This is a genomic window from Streptomyces sp. NPDC086766 (assembly GCF_044746005.1).
Taxonomy (GTDB): domain Bacteria; phylum Actinomycetota; class Actinomycetes; order Streptomycetales; family Streptomycetaceae; genus Streptomyces.
In genome coordinates, this window is record NZ_JBIVBI010000010.1 from 70,783 (window position 1) to 90,499 (window position 19,717).

Annotated in this window: 11 protein-coding genes; 7 read left to right on the top strand and 4 right to left on the bottom strand. The window is 73.4% G+C overall.

What is annotated here, in order from left to right:
• Positions 1-296: 296 nt before the first annotated feature.
• Positions 297-809 (bottom strand): transposase family protein, encoded by a 513-nt coding sequence (locus ACIPM1_RS19705; protein ID WP_402436266.1) that lies wholly within the window; start codon positions 807-809, stop codon positions 297-299.
• Between the two features lie 35 nt (positions 810-844).
• Positions 845-1,438, bottom strand: a complete 594-nt coding sequence (locus ACIPM1_RS19710) for a GNAT family N-acetyltransferase (RefSeq protein WP_402436269.1) — start codon at positions 1,436-1,438, stop codon at positions 845-847.
• Positions 1,439-1,966: 528 nt separating this feature from the next.
• Between ACIPM1_RS19710 and ACIPM1_RS19715 the strand changes: the two genes are divergently transcribed.
• The 3 genes from ACIPM1_RS19715 (at position 1,967) to ACIPM1_RS19725 (ending at position 7,910) form a co-directional block, all read left to right on the top strand.
• Positions 1,967-2,911 carry a hypothetical protein gene (locus ACIPM1_RS19715; protein ID WP_402436272.1) on the top strand — a complete coding sequence of 315 codons (945 nt, stop codon included), beginning with the start codon at positions 1,967-1,969 and terminating at the stop codon, positions 2,909-2,911.
• A gap of 1,057 nt (positions 2,912-3,968) precedes the next feature.
• Positions 3,969-5,765 (top strand): histidine ammonia-lyase, encoded by a 1,797-nt coding sequence (gene hutH, locus ACIPM1_RS19720; RefSeq protein ID WP_402436275.1) that lies wholly within the window; start codon positions 3,969-3,971, stop codon positions 5,763-5,765.
• A gap of 645 nt (positions 5,766-6,410) precedes the next feature.
• The gene (locus ACIPM1_RS19725; protein WP_402436278.1) at positions 6,411-7,910 is read left to right on the top strand and encodes a serine/threonine-protein kinase; all 1,500 of its coding nucleotides are present in this window, start codon (positions 6,411-6,413) and stop codon (positions 7,908-7,910) included.
• A gap of 89 nt (positions 7,911-7,999) precedes the next feature.
• Here ACIPM1_RS19725 and ACIPM1_RS19730 read toward each other — a convergent pair whose 3' ends face one another.
• On the bottom strand, positions 8,000-11,119 hold the full coding sequence (locus ACIPM1_RS19730) for a SpoIIE family protein phosphatase (RefSeq protein ID WP_402436281.1): 3,120 nt from the start codon (positions 11,117-11,119) through the stop codon (positions 8,000-8,002).
• A gap of 209 nt (positions 11,120-11,328) precedes the next feature.
• Here ACIPM1_RS19730 and ACIPM1_RS19735 point away from each other — a divergent pair, with 209 nt between their 5' ends.
• The 4 genes from ACIPM1_RS19735 to fxsT all read left to right on the top strand — a co-directional run bounded on the left by ACIPM1_RS19735 (position 11,329) and on the right by fxsT (position 17,700).
• On the top strand, positions 11,329-11,637 hold the full coding sequence (locus ACIPM1_RS19735) for a trypco2 family protein (RefSeq protein ID WP_402436284.1): 309 nt from the start codon (positions 11,329-11,331) through the stop codon (positions 11,635-11,637).
• Between the two features lie 171 nt (positions 11,638-11,808).
• Positions 11,809-13,254, top strand: coding sequence for a hypothetical protein (locus ACIPM1_RS19740; RefSeq protein WP_402436287.1), 1,446 nt, complete (start codon positions 11,809-11,811; stop codon positions 13,252-13,254).
• A 271-nt stretch (positions 13,255-13,525) separates the two neighbouring features.
• Positions 13,526-13,729 (top strand): hypothetical protein, encoded by a 204-nt coding sequence (locus ACIPM1_RS19745; RefSeq protein ID WP_402436290.1) that lies wholly within the window; start codon positions 13,526-13,528, stop codon positions 13,727-13,729.
• 8 nt (positions 13,730-13,737) lie between these two features.
• Positions 13,738-17,700 (top strand): FxSxx-COOH system tetratricopeptide repeat protein, encoded by a 3,963-nt coding sequence (gene fxsT / locus ACIPM1_RS19750; protein ID WP_402436293.1) that lies wholly within the window; start codon positions 13,738-13,740, stop codon positions 17,698-17,700.
• A 58-nt stretch (positions 17,701-17,758) separates the two neighbouring features.
• Here fxsT and ACIPM1_RS19755 read toward each other — a convergent pair whose 3' ends face one another.
• Positions 17,759-19,705: an HEXXH motif domain-containing protein gene (locus tag ACIPM1_RS19755; RefSeq protein ID WP_402436296.1), complete on the bottom strand. Its 1,947-nt coding sequence runs from the start codon at positions 19,703-19,705 to the stop codon at positions 17,759-17,761.
• Between the last annotated feature and the right edge of the window lie 12 nt (positions 19,706-19,717).

Here is a 19,717-nt window from a genome sequence, read left to right on the forward strand (position 1 = left end):
TCCGGAACCCATCCCCCGTCAACGCGGCGACCGGTTCCGGAGGCTGCACGACGCCCTCGTGCAGAGCCTCGCGGCGGCAGAGCCGCCCCGCTGTGCGGAACGCCGGCTGCGCGGAGCCCTTCGAGCGGGTGACCACAACGCGGCTGGGCCGCTTGGGGGTACCCCCTGCTCGAAGCAGCTTGCGGGTGTACGTGCCAGCCCGTACGCCCGCGGCATGATCGGCCGAAGGGGCCTTACGGTCTCGGGGGAAATTGAGTTTTAGGTCGTGCTGACCTGCCGGCTCGGCTGGTGGGGGATCAGCAGGCGGTGTCGCGGACGAGGACGAGGTCGGTGCTCGTCCGGCGGTGGGTGGCCCGATGCGCGGATCGGTCGGAGACGAGTGAGGCGATCGCGAGATGGGTTTTCGGCGTAGGTCTCGCGGCGTCCGGTAAATCGCCGCAGAGGTGCCCACTGGCGGAGTTCGGCGTTGGTGTGCTCGACACAGATCCGCGCCGAGGACTGGCGCCGTGACGGATGGCCGCGGAGACGGTGGAGCGATCCACCTCGAAGAGCTCGGCGAGCACCACGTGCGGCAACTGATGGCGCAGATGGACCAGGGTGACCAGCAGCCGATCGAGGAAGACCAGCTTGGGCTTTCGGCCGGCACCCTCCTCCCGCCGACGCTCCCCGCCCCGGGCCTCGCGGAGCGCGGACTGCCGTGCGGCCTCCCACGCACTGGCGAGCTCGGCCAACAACTCGCCGAAATGCGCGCGTGAGACACCGGACAGGGCAGGATGGGAACAGGCCGCACGGGCCCAGGTCAGCTTCACAATCACCAACCCGTGGGGCCCCTGCCCCTTTCATGTCACGGGCCGACCGGGTCACCCGCCATGTCCGCCGAGGCCGTACGCCGCTTGGCCTGGATCGCGTCTGCCGGGACCTCGAAGACGATCGCGAGCCCGTCGCGCTCGTTCCCCTGCTCGCCGACGCGCGTGAAACCGAAGCCCGCGATGGTGGCCAGGGAGGCGGTGTTGTCGGAGCCGATCCTGGCCCGCACGGTCCTGACACCGGGTTCGGCGGCGGCCCTGACGAGCAGCGCCCTCAGCATGGCGCGGGCATAGCCCTGGCGGCGATATCCGGGCACGACGGTGTAGCCGACCTCGACCATGCCGGCCTCGTCCGGTGGCCCGTGGAACCCGGCGTCGCCGACAACGGCCCCGTCCGGCTCGGACACCGCGGCCCGCGTGATCCAGGGCGCGGCAGACGGATCCTTGGCGAGCTGGTCAGCGCGATAGCCGAAGGTCCAGCGGGCCCGGTCGCAGACGAAGTATTCGTCAAGGGCGACCCCGGCCTCGGCACTGCCGCCGACGAGGTCACCGTCGGCAAGCGCCCGCAGAGCCTTCGCGCTGAGCTCGACGAAACGGACGCGTTTGGAGATGGAGAGAGGTTCGTGATTCATCGCGGAGATGTTCGCCCCAGCACCGCAGGGCTGTCCATCGCTTTACGGCCTCGGCGGACGTAATGATCACCCGGTCGGTCCGTGACGTGAGCAGGGCCGCACGAATGCCGTGCCCGAACTCGTCCTCATCCGCGGCACCGCTCGCCAATCCCCCACCAGCCGAGCCGGCAGGTCAGCACGACTGAAACTCAAATCCCCCCGAGACCGTTAGCAGGAGGACACGGGCCTTCCGCGCCGCCACGCCCTCACCACGGGCCGCGCTCATCCATCTGGCGGCACGTGGGCGGTTCCGAAGTGGCCTCGAACACCTTTCCCCGCTTCTAATCGCATTAGCCCGACTTGGGCCAGTTTCGACTTTCCCGCTGTCCCCGTGTCGGGGGACCGGCGGGACTTCGTAGGGAAGTGGTGTGCTCGATGATCCCTCATGTTCATGGGCAGGGCTCCGGTCCGTCCCCCCACCTGTCGGCCGGAGTACGCGGTCGGCGGCGCCTGACGACCCTGGCCGCGGCGTGCACGGTGCTGTCCGGCATGCTGCTGCTGCCGGCGACCGCCGTGCCGAATGCCGGCGGTGCGGCGGGGCAGAAACGGGACGTGCACCTCGTCTTCGGTTACACCGGAAGGGTGGAGACCGTCAGGATTCCTGCCGGGGTGACCGTGACGGTCATCGCGGACGGGGCCGGTGGCGGTGCCTGCGACGTTTCTCGGGGTGGAGTGGGGGCGCGGGTGACCACCACGTTGCGGCCGACCACGAACCCGACCACGTACCGGGTCGAGGTGGGCGGAGCGGGTCGGACGGGGTGCGCGACGCCCAACGGCCGTGGCGGTGACGGCGGCTGGAACGGCGGCGGTGACGGCGGCAGGCGTCCCGCCGGCGGGACGATCGACGCCGGAGCCGGCGGGGGCGGGGCTTCGAGTGTCGGTGTGACCGGAAGGCTCCTGGTCGTCGCAGGCGGCGGCGGGGGTGGCGGCGCCGCCTATCACCAGGGCAGTATCTCGGTACGCGGCGGAAACGGCGGCAACGGCGGGCTGCCGAACGCGACGGCCGGCGGTGCGGGGCGCGCGGCCGGCAACGGCTCTCCGGGGCAAGGGGGCGGCGGAGGATCGACCACCGCGTCCCGCGTCGGTGCCGGTGGTGAGGCCGGCACGGGCTGTAACAGCACCGACGGCCGAAGAGGGGAACGCTACGCGGGTGTCAACGTCGGCACGGGCGGCGTTGGAGGCTCGGTCCGCAGCCCCGCCGGCGACTGCCCCGACGGTGCGGGACCTGGTGGAGGCGGCGGGGGCGGAGACTTCGCCGGCGGTGGCGGCGGGGCTGCGGGCATCCCGATGGGCAGGGCCGGTTTCGCGGGTGGGGCTGGAGGCGGCGGGGGCAGCAGCTTCGTCCGGTCGGGAACCGATACGAGCTATGAGCTCTCGTCGACCGGGACGCAGGGCCACGCCGGCCAGGTGATCATCGGCTGGTCGACCGGCTGACGTCTCCGGACAGGGGTGCGTTCAGGCTCCTGCTGCCGCGGGCGGGGCGAGTGGCTGGGACAGTCGTCGGGGCCGTTCGCCCGGGGCGGAGGGGCGTGGGGGGGGGGGGGGGGGGGCCCCCCCCCCCCCCCCCCCCCCCCCCCCCCCCCCCCCCCGACCCCCCCCCCCCCCCCGGGGGGGGGGGCCCCCCCCCCCCCCGGGGGCGCGGTGGGGGGGGGGGGGGGGGGGGGGGGGGGGGGGGGGGGGGGGGGGGGGGGGGTGGGGCCGGGGGGGGGGGGGGGGGGGCGGGGGGGGGGGGGGGGGGGGGGGGGGGGGGGGCCCACCCCCCCCCCCGCCCCCCCCCACGCCCGTCCGCACGGCTTTTCCCGCCGGCAGGATTCCGGGCTGCGCACAGCACTGCGACGGTCGGCGCTTCTCTTATCGGAGCGCCGACCGTGGCTATGAGAAGCGGAACTCAGGTTGCACGGTCCTCGGGCGGAGTCCAGCGGCCGGTAGCGATCTGCTGAGAAAAATGGGGTGAACCAGGAAGAGGTCAGGCCGACTTGGTCGTCACCACGGGCACCGCCGGCGCCGTGGCGGCCGACCAGGAACCAGGCGACGTATCGGTCAGCCGGGCCGCCAGGTTCAGGCCGGCGGACGAGTTCCGCGGCCCGGGCGCACGGCACCGGGACCCGTGGACGTGACATCGATGAGACGACGCCGGTGAGTCGGCGCCGTCTCATCGGCGCTCAGGGGGCCGCGGTCCCCCGAATGGCTGCGCTGCGTTGTGGGGCCTTGTACGCAGTGCGACGGTGTAGGGGTGGGGCGACACCGTCGGCCCGGCGACAACAGCCTTGCGGGCGCCGGCACCACGCGTCGATCCGGGCCCGTAGCCCGCCCCCGCCCTCCGCGGCGGCCGACGGTCGGTGCGTCGGCGCGTCGGCGCGTCCGGACGCTCAGCGGGGAGCACGCAGGAAGCAGGGAGCTGCACGGTCCCGCTTCCTCCGCCCCACTCCCCGATCGAGTGTGTGCGAGGCACGCGACGGCCCCCTACCCCCAGTTCTCGTGGAGGGACGGCATGGAGAAAGCCGACATAGACGAGGAGAGGATCGGCGCGGCCCGGCGCGCCGGACGGCCGCCGCGCCGCCGCCGCGGACAGCGGTCGGTGATGCGCCGTCGTACCCGGCTGGTCCTGCCGCTCGTGGCCACGCTCGTTCTCTCCCTCGGCACCTGCGGGGCCGCGCCGCCCGCATGGACCACGGCCGCCGCGGGCGGGCCCGCGACGGTGAGCGTGGTCCTCGACGGGAACTCCCTGACCCTCCAGCAGATGTTCGCCGTCCTCGACGCTTCCTCGGTCTCGGTGCACCTGGCGCCACAGGCCCGGGAGCGGATGCGGCAGAACCGCCGGGAAGCGCTCGACGCGCTGCGTTCCGGTCAGCGCGTCTACGGATGGAACCAGGCACTGGGCCCCCTGAAGGACCGTGCGCTCACCCCGGACGAGCAACTCCGGTTCCAGCGCAACATCCTGCTGTCCAACGCGGCGGGGGTCGGGCCCACTTTCCCGCCGGAGGTGGCCCGGCTCGCGCTGGTCATCCGCGCGAACCAGATGGCCCGCGCCCGGATGGGGGTGCGTCCGCAACTCGCCGAGAGAATGCTCGACCTGGTCAACGCCGGTGTCACTCCCGAGATGCCGCAGATCGGGTCACTGGGTATCGGCGACCTCCAGCCGATGGCGGAAGCCGGTCTGGTCGCCCTCGGCGAAGCCGCTCCGGCCCGGTTCCGGGGCGAGGTGGCCCCGGCGTCGCGGCTGCTGCTCCGGGCGGGTCTGGCGCCCTCCTTCACGCTGGAGCAGGGAGAGGCCCTTCCGCTGCTCAGCGGAAGCCCGGTCGTCACCGCCTCCTTCGTCTACGCGGTCGAGCGCACGGAGCGGCTGGCGGACCTCTCCGAGGGCGGCCTCGCCCTGTTCATGGACGCCACCCGTGCCGAGAAGGGGGCTCTGGACGCCCGCACCCACGACGAGCGCCGCATTGCCGGTGAGATCGACGTGGCGGCCCGGCTGCGTGCGCTGGTCGCAGGCAGCGGATGGATGACCGACGCGGGGCGCCGCCGGCTCGGGGAGACCCACGACCGCGTACAGGACGCCGTCTCGGTGCGTGCCGCACCGCACATCCTCGGCGCGCTGCGCGAGACGCTCGACGACGAGCGCCGAGTCCTCGAACGCGAGGCGAACTCCTCCACGAGCAATCCCCTGGTGTTCCCGCGGCCCGGTGGCGGGGACGAGTTCGTCATGGGCGGGAACTACGACGCCGACCTGCTGGCGCACGAGATCGACAGGCTGAACGGCAACATCGCCGACATGGGCGTCCTGTTCGAGCAACTGTCGGCCCGGCTCATGTCGCCGGCGTGGAGCTACGGCCTTCCGGCCAACCTCGCAGGGGGCCGCGTGGGCCTGAACTCCGGCATGGTGCAGGTGCAGACCGTCGCCACCGCCCTCGTACCGGAGATGCAGGTGCGGGCCTACCCGCCGAGTGTGCTGTCGAGGCCGGCGAAGGCAGGACAGGAGGACCACAACACCATGGCCATGGCCTCCGCCCGCGACCTCCACGAGAACCTCGACCGCATGGACACCGTCCTCGCGGTGCAGATGCTGATGTCCGCCCAGGGCATCGACCTGATCCGCGCCCGCATGCACGGACTCGCCCTGGGTTCCGGCACGTCGGTCATCCGCCAGGAGATCCGCCGTCACATCCCTCCCCTCGGGGACGACCGCTGGATGTCCCCCGACCTGAACGAGATGATCCGGTTGGTGAAGGGCCAGGCACTTCTGGACACCGTCCACGGGGCCGAACCGGCGGCCCTTCGCCAGGCGGCGTGAGCACCCGGCGGTCACGGACGCGGGATGTAAGGGCGCTGTCCGTCGTGTACAGCAGATCTCCGTACGGCGCCGCGGCCTCCTGCTCGTCACCGCCCTGACCGACGAAGGGCCCCGCAGAGTGCTTCTCTACTTGCCCCGTCGCCGTCGCCGGTCTCGGGTGTAGAGGCCGAGCGCGACGAGCCCGAAAAGAACGCACATGCCGACGGCCAGATACGGGGGCCAGGAAGGCACCTGGGGCCGGTCATTGGCCAGTTGGAGAAGTCTCTGCACGCGAGTGCCTCCTGTTTCCATGGTTGGGGCGCGGGAGCGGCTGGGCACCACTCCCGTGCATGCTCACGAAGGCGACCGCTCTGCGGCAGACCCAGAAGCACGGATCCACCCACCGACCAACTCCACAGCCCGTTGGGGGCGATGCGGTTGACGGATCGCCCTCGGCCTAGAGGTACGGGTTCTGCCAGTAACTCTTGCCCCCGGTCGTCATGGAGTTGAACGTGCCCCGGGGTTGGGTTCGCGGTTGAAGCCACGGACGGCACTGCGCCTTCGCTTCATCGAGGCTCGATCGGCGGCCGGGGCTCCGCCTGTTGCCCCCTCCGCCCCCGGCCTGCTCTAAGGTGGCGCGGACGACGCACAGGGGGAGGTTTCGGCGTGCAGCAGATCGGCGCCTACACGATCGAGCGGGTGCTTGGTGAGGGTGGGATGGGCACCGTCTATCTGGGGCGGTCGCGCGGGGGGCGGAGTGTGGCCGTGAAGGTCGCCAAGCCGGAGTTGGCGCGCGACCCCGGGTTCCGTGAGCGGTTCCGGGCCGAGATCACCGCGGCGCGTGCGGTGGGCGGGTTCCACACCGCCCCGGTCGTGGACGCGGATCCGGACGCCGAGTCCCCCTGGCTCGCCACCGCCTACGTTCCCGGGCCCACCCTCGCCGATCTGCTCACCGCCCGGGGGCCGATGGACGCGGCCGCGCTGCGGCAACTGGGCCTCGCGCTCGCCGAGGCGCTGCAGGCCATCCACGCCTGCGGCCTGGTGCACCGCGATCTGAAGCCCGGCAACATCATCATGGCGGACGACGGCCCCCGGGTCGTCGACTTCGGTATCGCCCGGGCCGTCGAGGCGTCGCGGCTCACCGTCACCGGCGCCGCGCTCGGCACCCCCGGATTCCTCGCGCCGGAGCAGGCGGAGGGACTGCCCGTCACCGCCGCCGCGGACGTCTTCGCGCTGGGCGCCGTGCTCGTCGCGGCGGCCGGCGGCAGCGCCTTCGGCGAGGGTACGCCGATGATGCTGATGTACCGGTCGGTGCACCAGGACGCCGACATGTCGGCCGTGCCGGCGGGGCTGCGGGCGACCGTGGCCCTGTGCATGGCCAAGGATCCCGGGCAACGGCCCAGCGCCGGGGAGCTGTTGGACCTGCTCGCCCCTCCGCAGGGCGGCACACCGCCAGCGCACACTCCGCCCTCGTACACGCCGACCGCGTACGCGCCACCGGCCGCTCTGCCGACCCCACCGCCGCACGGCGTGGCCACTCCCCCGCCGCCCGGGACCGCGCCCTCCCCCACCCCCGCGACTCCCGCGACTCCACCGCAACCCGGCCACGCCTCACCCCCACCGCAGCCCGGTTACGCGACCGCCTCACCTCAGCGCCATCCGACACCCCCACCGCAGGCCGGCTACGCCTCAACCCCACCTCCGCCCGGTCACTCGACACCCCCACCGCAGGCAGCCGCGGCCTCCCTCCCCACCGTGTCCGCGCCTTCGCCCTATCCGCCGTACCCGGCCTCGTCGCCTCCGCCCGCGCCGCAGGGGTTCGGGCCGCAGGGGTTCGGGCCGCCGGCCGCCGGGGGCGCGGCGGGCGAGGCGGCGCCCGGGGGACAGGAGTTCCTGGCGATGGACCACAAGAACGCCGTCGTCGCCGACGCGCACGGCATCTCGCTCGGGATCAACGGTCACCCCGTCGACTTCCCCTGGTCCGCCGTCCGCGCCGTCACCCACAGCGAGTCGGGGCGCGGGCTCTCCCTCACCGTCACCCTCCACTTTCACGACGGAGCCACGCGCTCCTGCCGTATCACCACCCGCGACGAGGACGAACTGGACGACTGGATCGAGCAGTTGACCCTCGTGGTCGAGCGCTTCCTCGGCCAGGGACGGCAGTGAGCCGCAGCGGGGCCGCGGTGGGGCAGTGAGCCGCAGCGGGACCGCGGTGAGGCAGTGACGGCGGATCGGTCTCAGCCGTCGTAGCAGCTCTACGCGCCCTCCGCGGGCAGGGGCTGCTCGGTCCAGATGACCTTGCCCTCGGCCGTGTAGCGCGTGCCCCAGCGTTCGGCGAGCTGAGCCACGAGGAAGAGGCCGCGTCCGCCCTCGTCCGTCGTGCGGGCCCGCCGCAGACGCGGGGATGTGCTGCTGCCGTCCGTCACCTCGCAGATCAGCCGGTGATCGCGGATCAACTGCAGCCGGATCGGGGCGCCGCCGTACCGGACGGCGTTGGTGACCAGCTCGCTGACGATCAGCTCGGTGGTGGGCACCTGCTCGACCAGGCCCCACTTCTTGAGATGTTCGGTCACCGCCGCGCGGATCCTCGGGACCTCGGCCGGGTCGGCCGACACGTCCCAGTGCACGGTGCGTTCCGCGTCCAGGGCACGGGTGCGGGCCACGAGCAGGGCGATGTCGTCGCCGGGGCGGTCGGGCAGCAGGGCGTCCAGGACGGCCCGGCAGGTCTCCTCCGGCGAATCGGCGAGCGGCCGGGTGGCACCCAGGGTGCGGCGCAGCAGACCGAGCCCGATGTCGAGGTCCTGTCCGCGCTGCTCGATGAGCCCGTCGGTGTAGAGGACGATCCGGCTGCCCTCGGGCACCTCGATCTCGCAGTGCTCGAAGGGCAGGCCGCCCAGCCCCAGCGGCGGCCCCGTGGGCACGTCCACGAAGTCGACGGTGCCGTCGGGCAGCACGAGGGCGGGCGGGGGGTGGCCGGCCCGGGCGAACGCGCAGCGCCGGGACACCGGGTCGTACACCGCGTACAGGCAGGTGGCGCCGATGATCCCGTCGTTTCCGCCGCTGTCGGCGTCCAGGCGGCCGACCAGGTCGTCGAGGTGGGTGAGGAGTTCCTCGGGCGGCAGGTCGAGGGCGGAGAAGTTGTGCACGGCGGTGCGCAGCCGGCCCATGGTGGTGGCGGCGTGCACCCCGTGCCCGACGACGTCGCCCACGACGAGAGCCACCCGGGAGCCGGACAGCGGGATGATGTCGAACCAGTCGCCGCCCACCCCGGCCTGCGCGGGCAGGTAGCGGTGGGCGACCTCGACGGCGTCCTGGACCGGCATGCCCTGCGGGAGGAGGCTGCGCTGCACCGCCAGGGCCATGGTGTGCTCGCGGGTGAAGCGGCGGGCGTTGTCGATGCAGACCGCGGCCCGGCCGACCAGCTCGCCCGCCAGCCACAGGTCGTCGTCCTCGAACGGGCCGGACCGCTCGGCACGGAAGAAGCTGACCACCCCGAGGGTGACTCCGCGGGCCCGCATGGGCACGGTGATCAGGGAGTGCATTCCGGACGCGAGGAGCTTCCGGCTGCACTCCTGGTCGTTGGCCGCCCAGTCCACGGCCCGGTTCAGATCGGGTTCGAGCACGGGGTTCCCGGTCTGCAGGCAGCGTTCCTGTGGGGAGGCCGGGAGCCAGCTGACCGCCTCGCCGACAGCGCAGAGCGGCGAGCCCGCGCGGGCCGCCCCGAGCGCCACCCGCCGCAGGCTCTCGCCGATGGCGACGGGTTCCTCGCCGTTCAGGACCGAGTCGGGCAGGTCGACGGTGACGAAGTCGGCGAATTGCGGCACCGCCGTCTCGACCAGTTCCTCCGCGGTGCGGGTCACGTCGAGGGTCCGGCCGATGCCCACGCTGGCGTCGTACAGCAGTTCCAGTCGTTTACGGGCGAGCAGGGCGAGCCGGCCGACCCCCGGCTCACCCAGGAGCAGCAGCCCCACGTGGGTGTGGGGGATCTCGTCCCCCGGGGTCGCCGGTGCGGTGGCGGTGTCGGGGTCGGTGGGCTCGGCGGGCGGCGGGGTGACGGTCCCGCTCCGATCCGCGGGGGGAAAGGCGCCCCTCCCGGCCGGAGGGACGGTCCGGCCGTGATCCGCCGCGGGCACGGTCCGGCCGTGTTCCGCCGAGGGAACGCCCCGGCCCTGATCCGCCGCGGGCCTCTGGCCGGGCCCCCGGCCAGGGCCAGACCCCCTGCCGGGCGCCCGCTCGGGCGGGGGCGCCGATGGCCGAGGCCTGCCCCGGACCTGGCCCCCCGTCCCGGTCCGGTCCTCCTCGAGCAGCGCCGTCGGGCCCGCGGCCGCGACCGCCGCGGTGGGACGCCGGGGTGCCGCGACCGTCGGTGACGGTGTCGACGCCTCGGTCACCGGCGTGCGGGCGTGGCACGGCTCGGGTCCCGCGGGCGCCGGGATGCGCCACTGAGGGCCGGCGGCGATGGCGGCTTCCACGACGATTCCGGCCTCGCCGGAGGCCGCGCACACCTCGCGGCAGAGGAGCACCGCGGTCCGGCCGTCGGACAGGGTCACCTCGGTGGCGACCTCGTGCGGGGAGGCGATCAGCTCCTGCGCTCTCTCCCGGAGCGCGGCCTGGTCGGCGGGGCCGATCAGGGCCTCGGCCGGGGCCGGGCCGGGCAGAGGCTCCCCGAGTGGTCCGGTGGACCCTCCGGCGGCCCGCCGGGTGCGGAGGAACGCTGCGAGCAGTTCGCGCTCGCGCCGGGAGGACTGTTCGAGCAGCCGTTGCTCGATCTCCCCGGCGGCCTGTTGCACGAGGGGCAGCATCGTCGGATCCGAATGGCGCCGGAAGCAGGTGAGATCCAGTACCCCTTCGACGCGGCCGCTGAGCGGATCACGGATGGGCGCGCCGGCGCAGGCCAGCAGGCGCATGCAGTCGGCGAAGTGCTCGCGGCCCAGGACGTAGACGGGGCGGCGTTCGGCGAGCGCGGTGCCGAGGGCGTTGGTGCCCGCGCTGGACTCGGGGAAGCCGAAGCCCTGGAAGACGTGGGCCGCGTCCAGGTGCCTGTTCAGCTCGGCGTCGCCGCCCCGGCGCGACAGCACGCGCGCGCAGGCGTCCGTGAGGATCACGCTCACCGGTGGTCCGTCCAGCGCGGCCTCGAGCCGGTCGAGGACCGGGGCCGCGGCGCTCAGCAGCCGCCCGTCCAGGTCCAGGTCCTGCTCGCAGGTCAGGACGAGCTGGTCGGGGACGAGCCCCAGCGACCTGCAGCGCTGCCAGGAGGTCAGGATCGGGGTCCTGACGATTCCCCCCGTGTCCTCGATCCGCTCTCCCGCGAGGAACCGTTCGTAGACATCGGCGAGACCGCCACTGTCATCCCAGCCGACCGCCAACTGGATCACTCCCTCCCCGCACAGGCGTACGAGATGGCAACCAGTATGCAGGATTATCCCGACATTTATTACTCATCTTTAACAATTACGACATTCAACATGTTTATCTTGTTTCATCACCTTACGCTCCCGCGGGTTCGCCTCTCGACGGCCGAGGGCGAGCAGGTGGCCACCATCCCTTTGGACCAATCACGGGCGGCGCCGATAGGATCCACGGTGTGGTCGAACTCGCCGAACTCATCAGGGACTTGAGGCATGAGCTGAACGAGGCGCTGACGGGCGGCCCGGCCGGTCCGGTGCGGTTCGAGCTCGGGCCGGTGGAGATCGAGGCCACCGTCGCCGTGGGGCGGAAGGGCGGGGCCGGCGGCAAGGTGCGGTTCTGGGTCGTGGAGGCCGGCGGGGACGGGCAGTTCGAGGCGTCGCGCACCCATCGGATCAGCCTCACCCTGCAGCCGAGGCTGGTCGCCCCGGACGGAGCGCGGCGCGGGGTCCTGATCTCGGGAGACGAGACCGACGGGGAGCGCTGAGGTGGCGCGGCCGCCAGCGCGGCGGTTCCGGCTTCTCGACCCCCTGACGTGTGCGGACGAGGGGCCGTACCCTGGTCGGCACGGACAGTGGGAACTGGGTGACGGCTGGTGACGACGGGGGAGGTCACAAGCGTGGAAGGGCGCAGTCCTGCGCGGGTTCGCAATGAGCTGGTGGCCGGCGTCGTCGACGTGCTCCAGGAGTCGGCCACGATGCGGCACACGACCAGCGCCGACTTGCTGGTGACCATGCTGGGCCAGGAACTGGACGCGCCGGTGGAGCCGTTACGGGGTGAGACGCTGCGTCCGTGGCTGCTGCACCTCGTCGAGAGCTGCGCGCGGATTCCCGACGGGCTGTCCTGCCTGGTGCGTTGCCTCGGATACGTGGAGCAGCGGTCCGCCGGGGTGACGGCGCTGCGGCGCCTGGTGGACGAGTGGGAGGCGGTCGACTTCTTCGAGGGCGCCGATCTGCACCCCCTGCGACCGGTCCTGCTGGAGCTGCGCTCGGCGTCGGCCCTGGCGGCGATGGCGCGCCGGGCCAGCCGGTCGCGCACCCAGGAACTGCCCTCGTGGTGCGACACGGGGTGGGCCGTCTTCCTGCGGCTGGCCGGGGACAACGCGGCGGCGAAGGAACTGCCCGTGAGCATGGCGTTCCTGTCCCTGGCCGCCGACCAGTTCGTCGAGGACGGCCAGATGGAGGCGGCCGAACTGCTGCGCCGCTGGAACCGCCGGCAGTCCCGTGCCTGGCGGCTGGAGGACCAGCTCGCCCAGTGGCAGCGCGGCAGTGTCAGCGAGCCGGCCGTCTCGCTGATGCCGGCGTATCTGATGATCCAGTTCGAGCCGGACGGTGTGGACCCCGACCGGTACTACCTCTCCCACTGGCGGCAGTCGGACTCGGAGGGCTGGCACCCGGTCCCGGGCGAGACGCTGCACCTGCACCGCAGCCAACTGCCCACCGAGGTCGAGACGTTGATCGAGCAGACCGAGGAGCGCTGGTCCGACCTGCGGCAGCCCGTGGTGCTCGAGTTCATCCTGCCGTGGGAGCTGCTGGGGGAACCGGTCGAGTGGTGGCACAAGGAGTCGGACTCCGGCTCACCCACTCCCCTGGTGATGGACTACACGGTTCTCGTCCGCAGTTTCGAGCGGCTGCGCAAGGCAGCCTGGCACCGGCCCTGGCACAACAAGTGGCGCCAGTACAAGGACAGGCCGGCGGACACGCACTCGTACTGGAACCGGCCCGGCCACTCGCACTTCCACCTGGAGCGGGAGCTGAAGGAGGACGAGAACGCCGTATGCCTGGTTCTCAGCGAGCCGCCCGGCACGGATTCCGCCACCGGCCGCCAGGAGTACCTCGCGGGGCTCAGAGCCGGGGTGCCGGCCATGATCTGGCATCGCGGCGACTGCTCCGATCCGGCCTTCAAGGAGGCGGTGGCGGACATCGTGCAGGACCGGGGCCTGGGCGGACTGCTGGAGCGGGCCGGAAGATGGCGCAAGGACGCGCTGGCCATGGGGCCGGAGGGGTGGGACAACCACGTGGGACGCCATCTGGCGATCCTGCTCGACGACCCGGAGCGCAGGCCCGGCCCGCCGGCCCCCCACCATGCGCCGGTGCGCCCGTGACCGGGGCGGCCGGGGCCACGGGCGCACGGACCGTCCGCCTGCGCGGGGAGGTGCCCGGAATGAACCAGCGTGCCTCCGCCGGCCCGCTTCCGCGCCGCGCCGGCCCCCCTGCTTCCGGCATGCCCTTGCCCATGCCTCGCGCGGACCGTCGTGCGTACTTGCTCGGGGGGTGGACGCGCTGCGAGGCTTTCCCCGTGGCTGTCACGCCTGCCTGGAGTCCGCGCGACTCCGCGACACTCCCGCCGTCACTTCGACGCCTGCCGCAACTACGATGCTCGCCGTCACTACGACGCCTGCCGTCCGTACGACGTCTGCCGTCCCTACGACGTCCGCCGTCACCGCGTCCGCCGTCACCGCACTCCTCGCCATCGCCTCGCCGTACGCCGTCTCCCCGATGCTCGCCGCCGGCCCCACGCCTCACGTCACCACGATGCTCGCCGCCGGCCCGACGCCTGCCGTCACTCCGACGCCTTGAGAGCACCCATGCACGATGACGACGGGCTACGGCCGGCACAGGCCGCGCGGACGCGCCGTGAGGCCGCTCAGGTTCTGAGCCGGCTCGGACGGCCGGACGGACCGCACCCCGCGGAGGCGGTTCTCGTCGTCGACGCCCATCCGACGATGCGGGTGTGGGACCGGGCGGTCCGCAGCGACCTGGTCGACCAGCTGGAGCGGACGGAGAACCTCACCCGGGTGCGGGTGCTGCCCCTGCTCGGGACCGACGAGACGGACCCGGCGCGGGTGGGGCTCCAGGAGCCGCTGGGCGCGGCCCCGGCGGGCACCCGTCGGGTGGTCCTGGTGGTCACCGACGGTCTGGCGGCCGGCTGGCGACTCGGCGCGGTGCAGCCGTTGCTGCGCGCCTGGGGGCGCACGGACCCGGTCGCCGTGCTGCACCTGCTGCCCCCGCACCTGTGGTTCCGCACCGGACTGAACGTGAGCCGCGTGCGCATCCGCGCCGCCCGGGCCTGGGCGGCCAACCGCGCCTGGGAATGGGAGGAGCGCGAGGTCCCGGCCGGGTTACCCGGCGCCGACGACTCCGAGGGCGGGACCGAGGGGGCCGAGGGGGATGCGGTCGTCGTCCCCGTGCTCGCCCTGACCGGCCGCTGGGCCGGTGCGCTGACCCGGCTGGTCGCCGGGCCGGAGCACCAGTGGCTGGATCTGTCCGCCATCCGGGCGCGGGCGTGGAAGAGCCGGCCCGACGCGGCGCGGGCCCTCCCCTGGGCCGAGGACGTGCCCGACCCGCACAGCACGGTGCCCGCCGCGGTCCGGGTCTCCGACTTCCGGGCGGCGGCCAGCCCCACTGGTTTCGCGCTCGCCACCCGGCTCGCCGCCGCGCCGCTGAGCCTGCCCGTCATCCACCGGATCGTCGCGACGACCCCGGACGCGGGCCCGGTGCACGTCTCCGAACTCCTGATGAGCGGTCTGGTCCGGCCCACCGGGACGAGCGGGGAGGGCTCGGCGGACGTGGCGTTCACCTTCGCCCCCGACGTCCGGGAGGAGCTGCTGGCGCTGGGACGCCGCAGCGCCACCGCACGGGTCCTGCACGACGTACGCGCGGTCCTGGCCAGGGACACGCCGGCCGACTCGCTGCTGCCGCCCCCCGCCGAACCCCTCGACACCCTGGCGATGCCACGCGTCGACCAGCGCAACATCGCCTTCCTCCGGGTGGAGCTGACCGCTCTGCGGGCCCTGTCCGGACGCTACGACCAGCGTGCCGCGATGTTGGCGAAGGTGCTGAGCTGGCACGATCGGCGATACGCCGTGAGCCTGGAGAAATCACCCCGTACCGCATCGGGACACGCGCAGTCCGATTCGGCCCCGGCGGTGGTCGAACACGGTGCTACGACTGAACCCCGGACCGCTTCCGAAGGAGCCTCTCAGATGTCGACGACACCCCAGCGGACAGCGGAGGGGGACCGCACCACACAACCGCGCGTCTGGGGGAATCTGCCGCCCCGGAATCCGAACTTCACCGGCCGCAGCGAGCTGCTCGAACTGCTCGCCCAGCGGCTGCGCGAAGGCACGACGACGGTGCTGCCGGAAGCGATCCACGGCATGGGCGGCGTCGGCAAGACGCAGCTGGCGATCGAGTACGCCTACCGGCACCAGGCCGAGTACGACGTGGTGTGGTGGATCCCCTCGGAGCGGCCCGGGCAGATCGGCCAGGCCCTGGTGGAACTGGCCCAGCGGCTGGGCCTGGTGACCACCACGGAGGCGAACATCGCGGGCCCCGCCGTACGCGAGGCGCTGCGCGAGGGACGGCCGTACGCGCGGTGGCTCCTCATCTTCGACAACGCCGACAACCCCGAGCAGGTCCGCCACTACTTCCCGCAGGGGGGCAACGGCACGATCCTCGTCACCTCCCGCAACCGGCGGTGGGGGCAGGTCGGCGGGTCCCTCGAGGTGGACGTGTTCACCCGCGAGGAGAGCAAGGAGCTGCTGCGCCGCTCCGGGCCCCCGCTGAGCGACGCCGAGGCGGACCGGCTGGCCGAGGCTCTGGGCGACCTGCCGCTGGCGCTGGAACAGGCCGCGGCCTGGCGGGCCGAGACCGGGATGCCCGCCTCCGAGTACCTGCGGCTGTTCGAGAACAAGCGCATGGAGCTGCTGGAGGTGGCCCCGCCGCCGGACTACCAACTCCCCGTCGCCGCGGCCTGGAACGTCTCCCTCGACCACCTGGAGACCCGCAGCCCGGCCGCGCTGCGGCTGTTGCAGCTGTGCTCCTACTTCGCCCCGGACCCGATCTCCCGGTCCATCTTCTCCGGCCTCGGCAACAGCAGCATCTTCCCCGAGCTGGACGCGGCGCTGAACGACCCGATGAGGCTGGCCCGGGCGATAAGGGAGGTGAACCGCTACTCGCTCGCCCGCATCGACCACCGTACGAACTCCATCGAGATGCACCGGCTGGTGCAGCTCGTGCTCAACAACCGGATGAGCCTGGAGGAACAGGCCCGCATGCGCCACGGGGCGCACACCCTGCTGGCCGCCGCCGACCCCAGGACCCCTCAGGACCCGGCGAGTTGGCCCCGGTACTCCGAGCTCTACAGCCACGTCATCGCCTCCGAGGCGATCAAGTCCGACCAGCCCTGGGTGCGCCAGCTGGTCAGGAACGTCGGCGAGTACCTCTACTGGTGGGGCGACCACGAGGTGTCGCTCGACTTCTCCGAGCAGGCGTGGGAGTCCTGGCTGGAGATCTTCGGCGAGGAGGACCAGCAGACGCTGCTCATGGGGCAGAAGCTGTGCTTCCTGTACTGGGTGGTCGGACGCTTCGACGACGCGGCCCGTCTGGTGAGCCACCTCAGAGAGGTCTACGAGCGCACCGCCCCCGCGGACCACGAGGACACCCGGGAGGACGCGCTCGACGCCCTCCAGCTCGAAGCCGCCGTGCGCCGGGTGGAGGGCAGGTTCGCCACCGGAGCGGAACTCGACCGGATCGCCTACGAGCGCGCGCACCGGGCGTTCGGCGAGGACGACCCCACCACCCTCAACACCGCCCACAACCTCAGCGTGAGCCTGCGTCTGATCGGCGAGTTCCAGCAGGCCCTGGAGCTCGACAGGCGGACTCTCGCCCTGAAACTGCGCCTGTACGGCCGCGAGGGCCGCACGACCCTGCACTCGGAGACGCACGTCGCGATCGACGTGCGGGAGACGGGGGACTACATCGGAGCCCGCGCCCTGCAGGAGTCGGTGCTCAGCGGCTACCGGACCGTGTTCGGCCGGGGCAACCCGGCGACGGTGGAGGCGATGCGCCAGCTCAGTGAGGCCTGCCGCAAGGAGGGCGACCACGTGCGCGCGCTGGAGCTGGCCACCGAGGCGCACGCGCAGTTCACCCGCCGCTACGGCGAAACCCACCCCCAGTCGCTGGCCGCGGCCCTGACCCTGTCGGTGGCGCTGCGCCAGAACGGCGATCTGGAGGCGGCCCGGACACGGGGCGTCAAGGTGTGCGAGGGCTACCGTCAGATCTACGACCCGCACCACCCGCACGCGCTGTCCGCGGACGTCGACCTCGCCGTGACCCTGCGTCTGCTCGGCCGGCCCGACGAGGCGCGGCGCCTCGACGAGGCGGCGCTCGCCTCGCTCACCGACCGACTCGGCGCGGGCCACCCGCTCGCCCTCGTCTGCGCCATCAACCTGGCCAGTGACCTGGCCGCGCTCGGGGAGCACGAGGAGGCGCGGCGCCGGAGCGAGGACTCACTGGCCCTGTGCCGGGTCACCTTCGGGCAGGACCACCCCACCACGCTTGCGTGTGCGGCCAATCTGTCGCTCGACCTCATCTCCGTCGGGGCCGAGGCCCAGGCCGCCACCCTGCGGGAGGACACCCTGGAGCGCATGGAGCGGGTGCTCGACCTGCCCCGGCTGCAGAGCGAGTCGGGCACCCGGCACGCGGCCACCGTGCAGTTCAGGAACCGTGAGCGGGCCAACTGCGACATCGACCCGCTGCCGCTGTGACCGGCCGCGCGGCCGCCCCGCCGGGCGGCCGCGCGACATCCGAAGGGCGCGACAACCCCTAGCTCTCCGCCGTCCCGCCGGACGCCAGCCAGGCCGCCAGGTCCACGGGGTCCGCGCGGCGGCCCGTCGCGGCCTCCAGGGCGTCCTGGAGGGCGCGGGCCCGCTCCGGGTGGCGGAGCAGCAGCCAGGAGGCGGCCCGGTGGGCGGGGTCGTCGGCCAGCGCCCGGCCCAGGCCCGCCCAGGCGGACACGGGCGCGCCCTTGCGGGCCAGCCGGTCGACGTAGGCGGCGCGGGCTCCGGCGCTGTCGCCGCGGGCCAGCAGGACGTCGGCCGGGCCGGCGCCGTCGACTCCCCCGGCGTCGCCGTCGTCGTGGGCGGCGGTGTGCCGCCAGGTTCCGTCGGGGTCGCCGAGGTGGTGGCGGGCGAGGACGGCCGCGCCGTCCAGGAAGCGCGCCTCGGTGTCCGGCACAAGCATCGGTTCGGCGGCCAGGGACGCCGGAGGCCTGGCGGCACCGTGCCGCCAGGCGCGCACCGCCTCGTCGACGGCGGCGGCCGGCGGCCGCAGGTGGTGCGCCCGCCAGCGGGCCAGGTGGTCCTCGGCGGCCTCCTGGGCCAGGCGCAGTTCGGCCGCCGGGACCTCGTCGGCCATCCACTCGGCGCACCGTGCGTGCAGGCTCTCGACGACGCGGCGCCCGAGCGGGGTCAGCTGCTCGTGTCCGCGGACCGCGTTCAGGGTGGACCACACCTGGGTGCGCCACAGCGCGAACTCGAAGTGGGCCGTCGGGGCGTCCGCCGGGGTGGCGGCCTGACGGTGTGCCCGCCAGAACCGGGTGACGCCGAGGAAGGCGTAGATGCCCTGGAGCAGGCCGCCCAGGGGGCGGGGGTCGTCGCGCCAGGGGGCGTACAGCAGGTGCTCCGGGGACGACGGCTGCGGCGGCGGCACGGTCAGTGCCTCCAGGTGCATCAGACCGCCCAGCTTGGTGTGCTGGAACTCGTGGACGAGGGTCGCGGCGAGCTGCGCGACGTCGTCCGGCCGGGATGCCGTGAGGGCGCCGAAGGCGTCGCCGGCGGTGCTGCTGTGCGGCCGAAAACGTTCTCTCGACTCGGTGGGGGTGAGCGACATCAGCCCGCGCCGCATGGCCTCGGCGCTCTCCGGGTCGTCGCGCAGGACCGTGTCCCACGCGCCGGCGAGGAGCGACCGCCACAGCTCCGCCTCCGGCTCCGGCAGCGGACGCGGCTCACTGGGGCGGGGGAACGTCCGGTAGGGGTCGAGGTCCTCCAGCACCAGGGTCTTCGCACCCTCGCCCGAGCCCAGCGTCAGCAGGCGTCTCGGGTGCCAGCCGGGGACGCGGACGTCCCACGGCGGCGCGACCTCCACCTCGCCGCCCGAGCCGCTGATCCGCAGGCGGCCTCCGTGTCCCGTGACGCGGGCGGTGCTCCACGCCTTCCCGTCCGGCAGGACCGCGCATCCCAGGGTCGGCAGCGGCACCAGTCCGCCCCGCACGGGAACGGTGATCGAGAAGTCGAGTCCGGCCCGCGCCGCCGCGGCGGCGGCCAGGGCCGCGAGATGCCCGACGACCACCCACCGCGGCGCCTCCTCGTAGGCCCGTCCCCTGGCCCGGCGCACCGCGAGCGACACCCACATCCCGGTGTTCGGGGACATCAGGACGTCCTCGAACGCCTCGGGCGAGCGGTGCTGGGCGCGGGTCAGCAGGGTCCAGGCCTCCGCGTACCGGACCGGGCGCTCTCCGACCGGTTCCGCCCGCCGCGCGGGCGGGGCGCCGCGGGACAGTTCGTCGTCCAGGGCGCGCAGCAGCAGGAGGCGGCGGCTGCGCTCGGCGTTCAGCAGTTCCGCGACCACATCGCCGCCGCCGTCACCGCGGGCGAGCGCGAGGACGCCGGCTTCCGAGAGCCTGTGGAACGGCAGGTGCTCCCGCCGTACGCCGTCGTCCCGTACGCGGTGCCCCTGTGCGTGGTCCCCCCGTTGCGTGGCCTCAGCAGCCACGGATTCCCCACT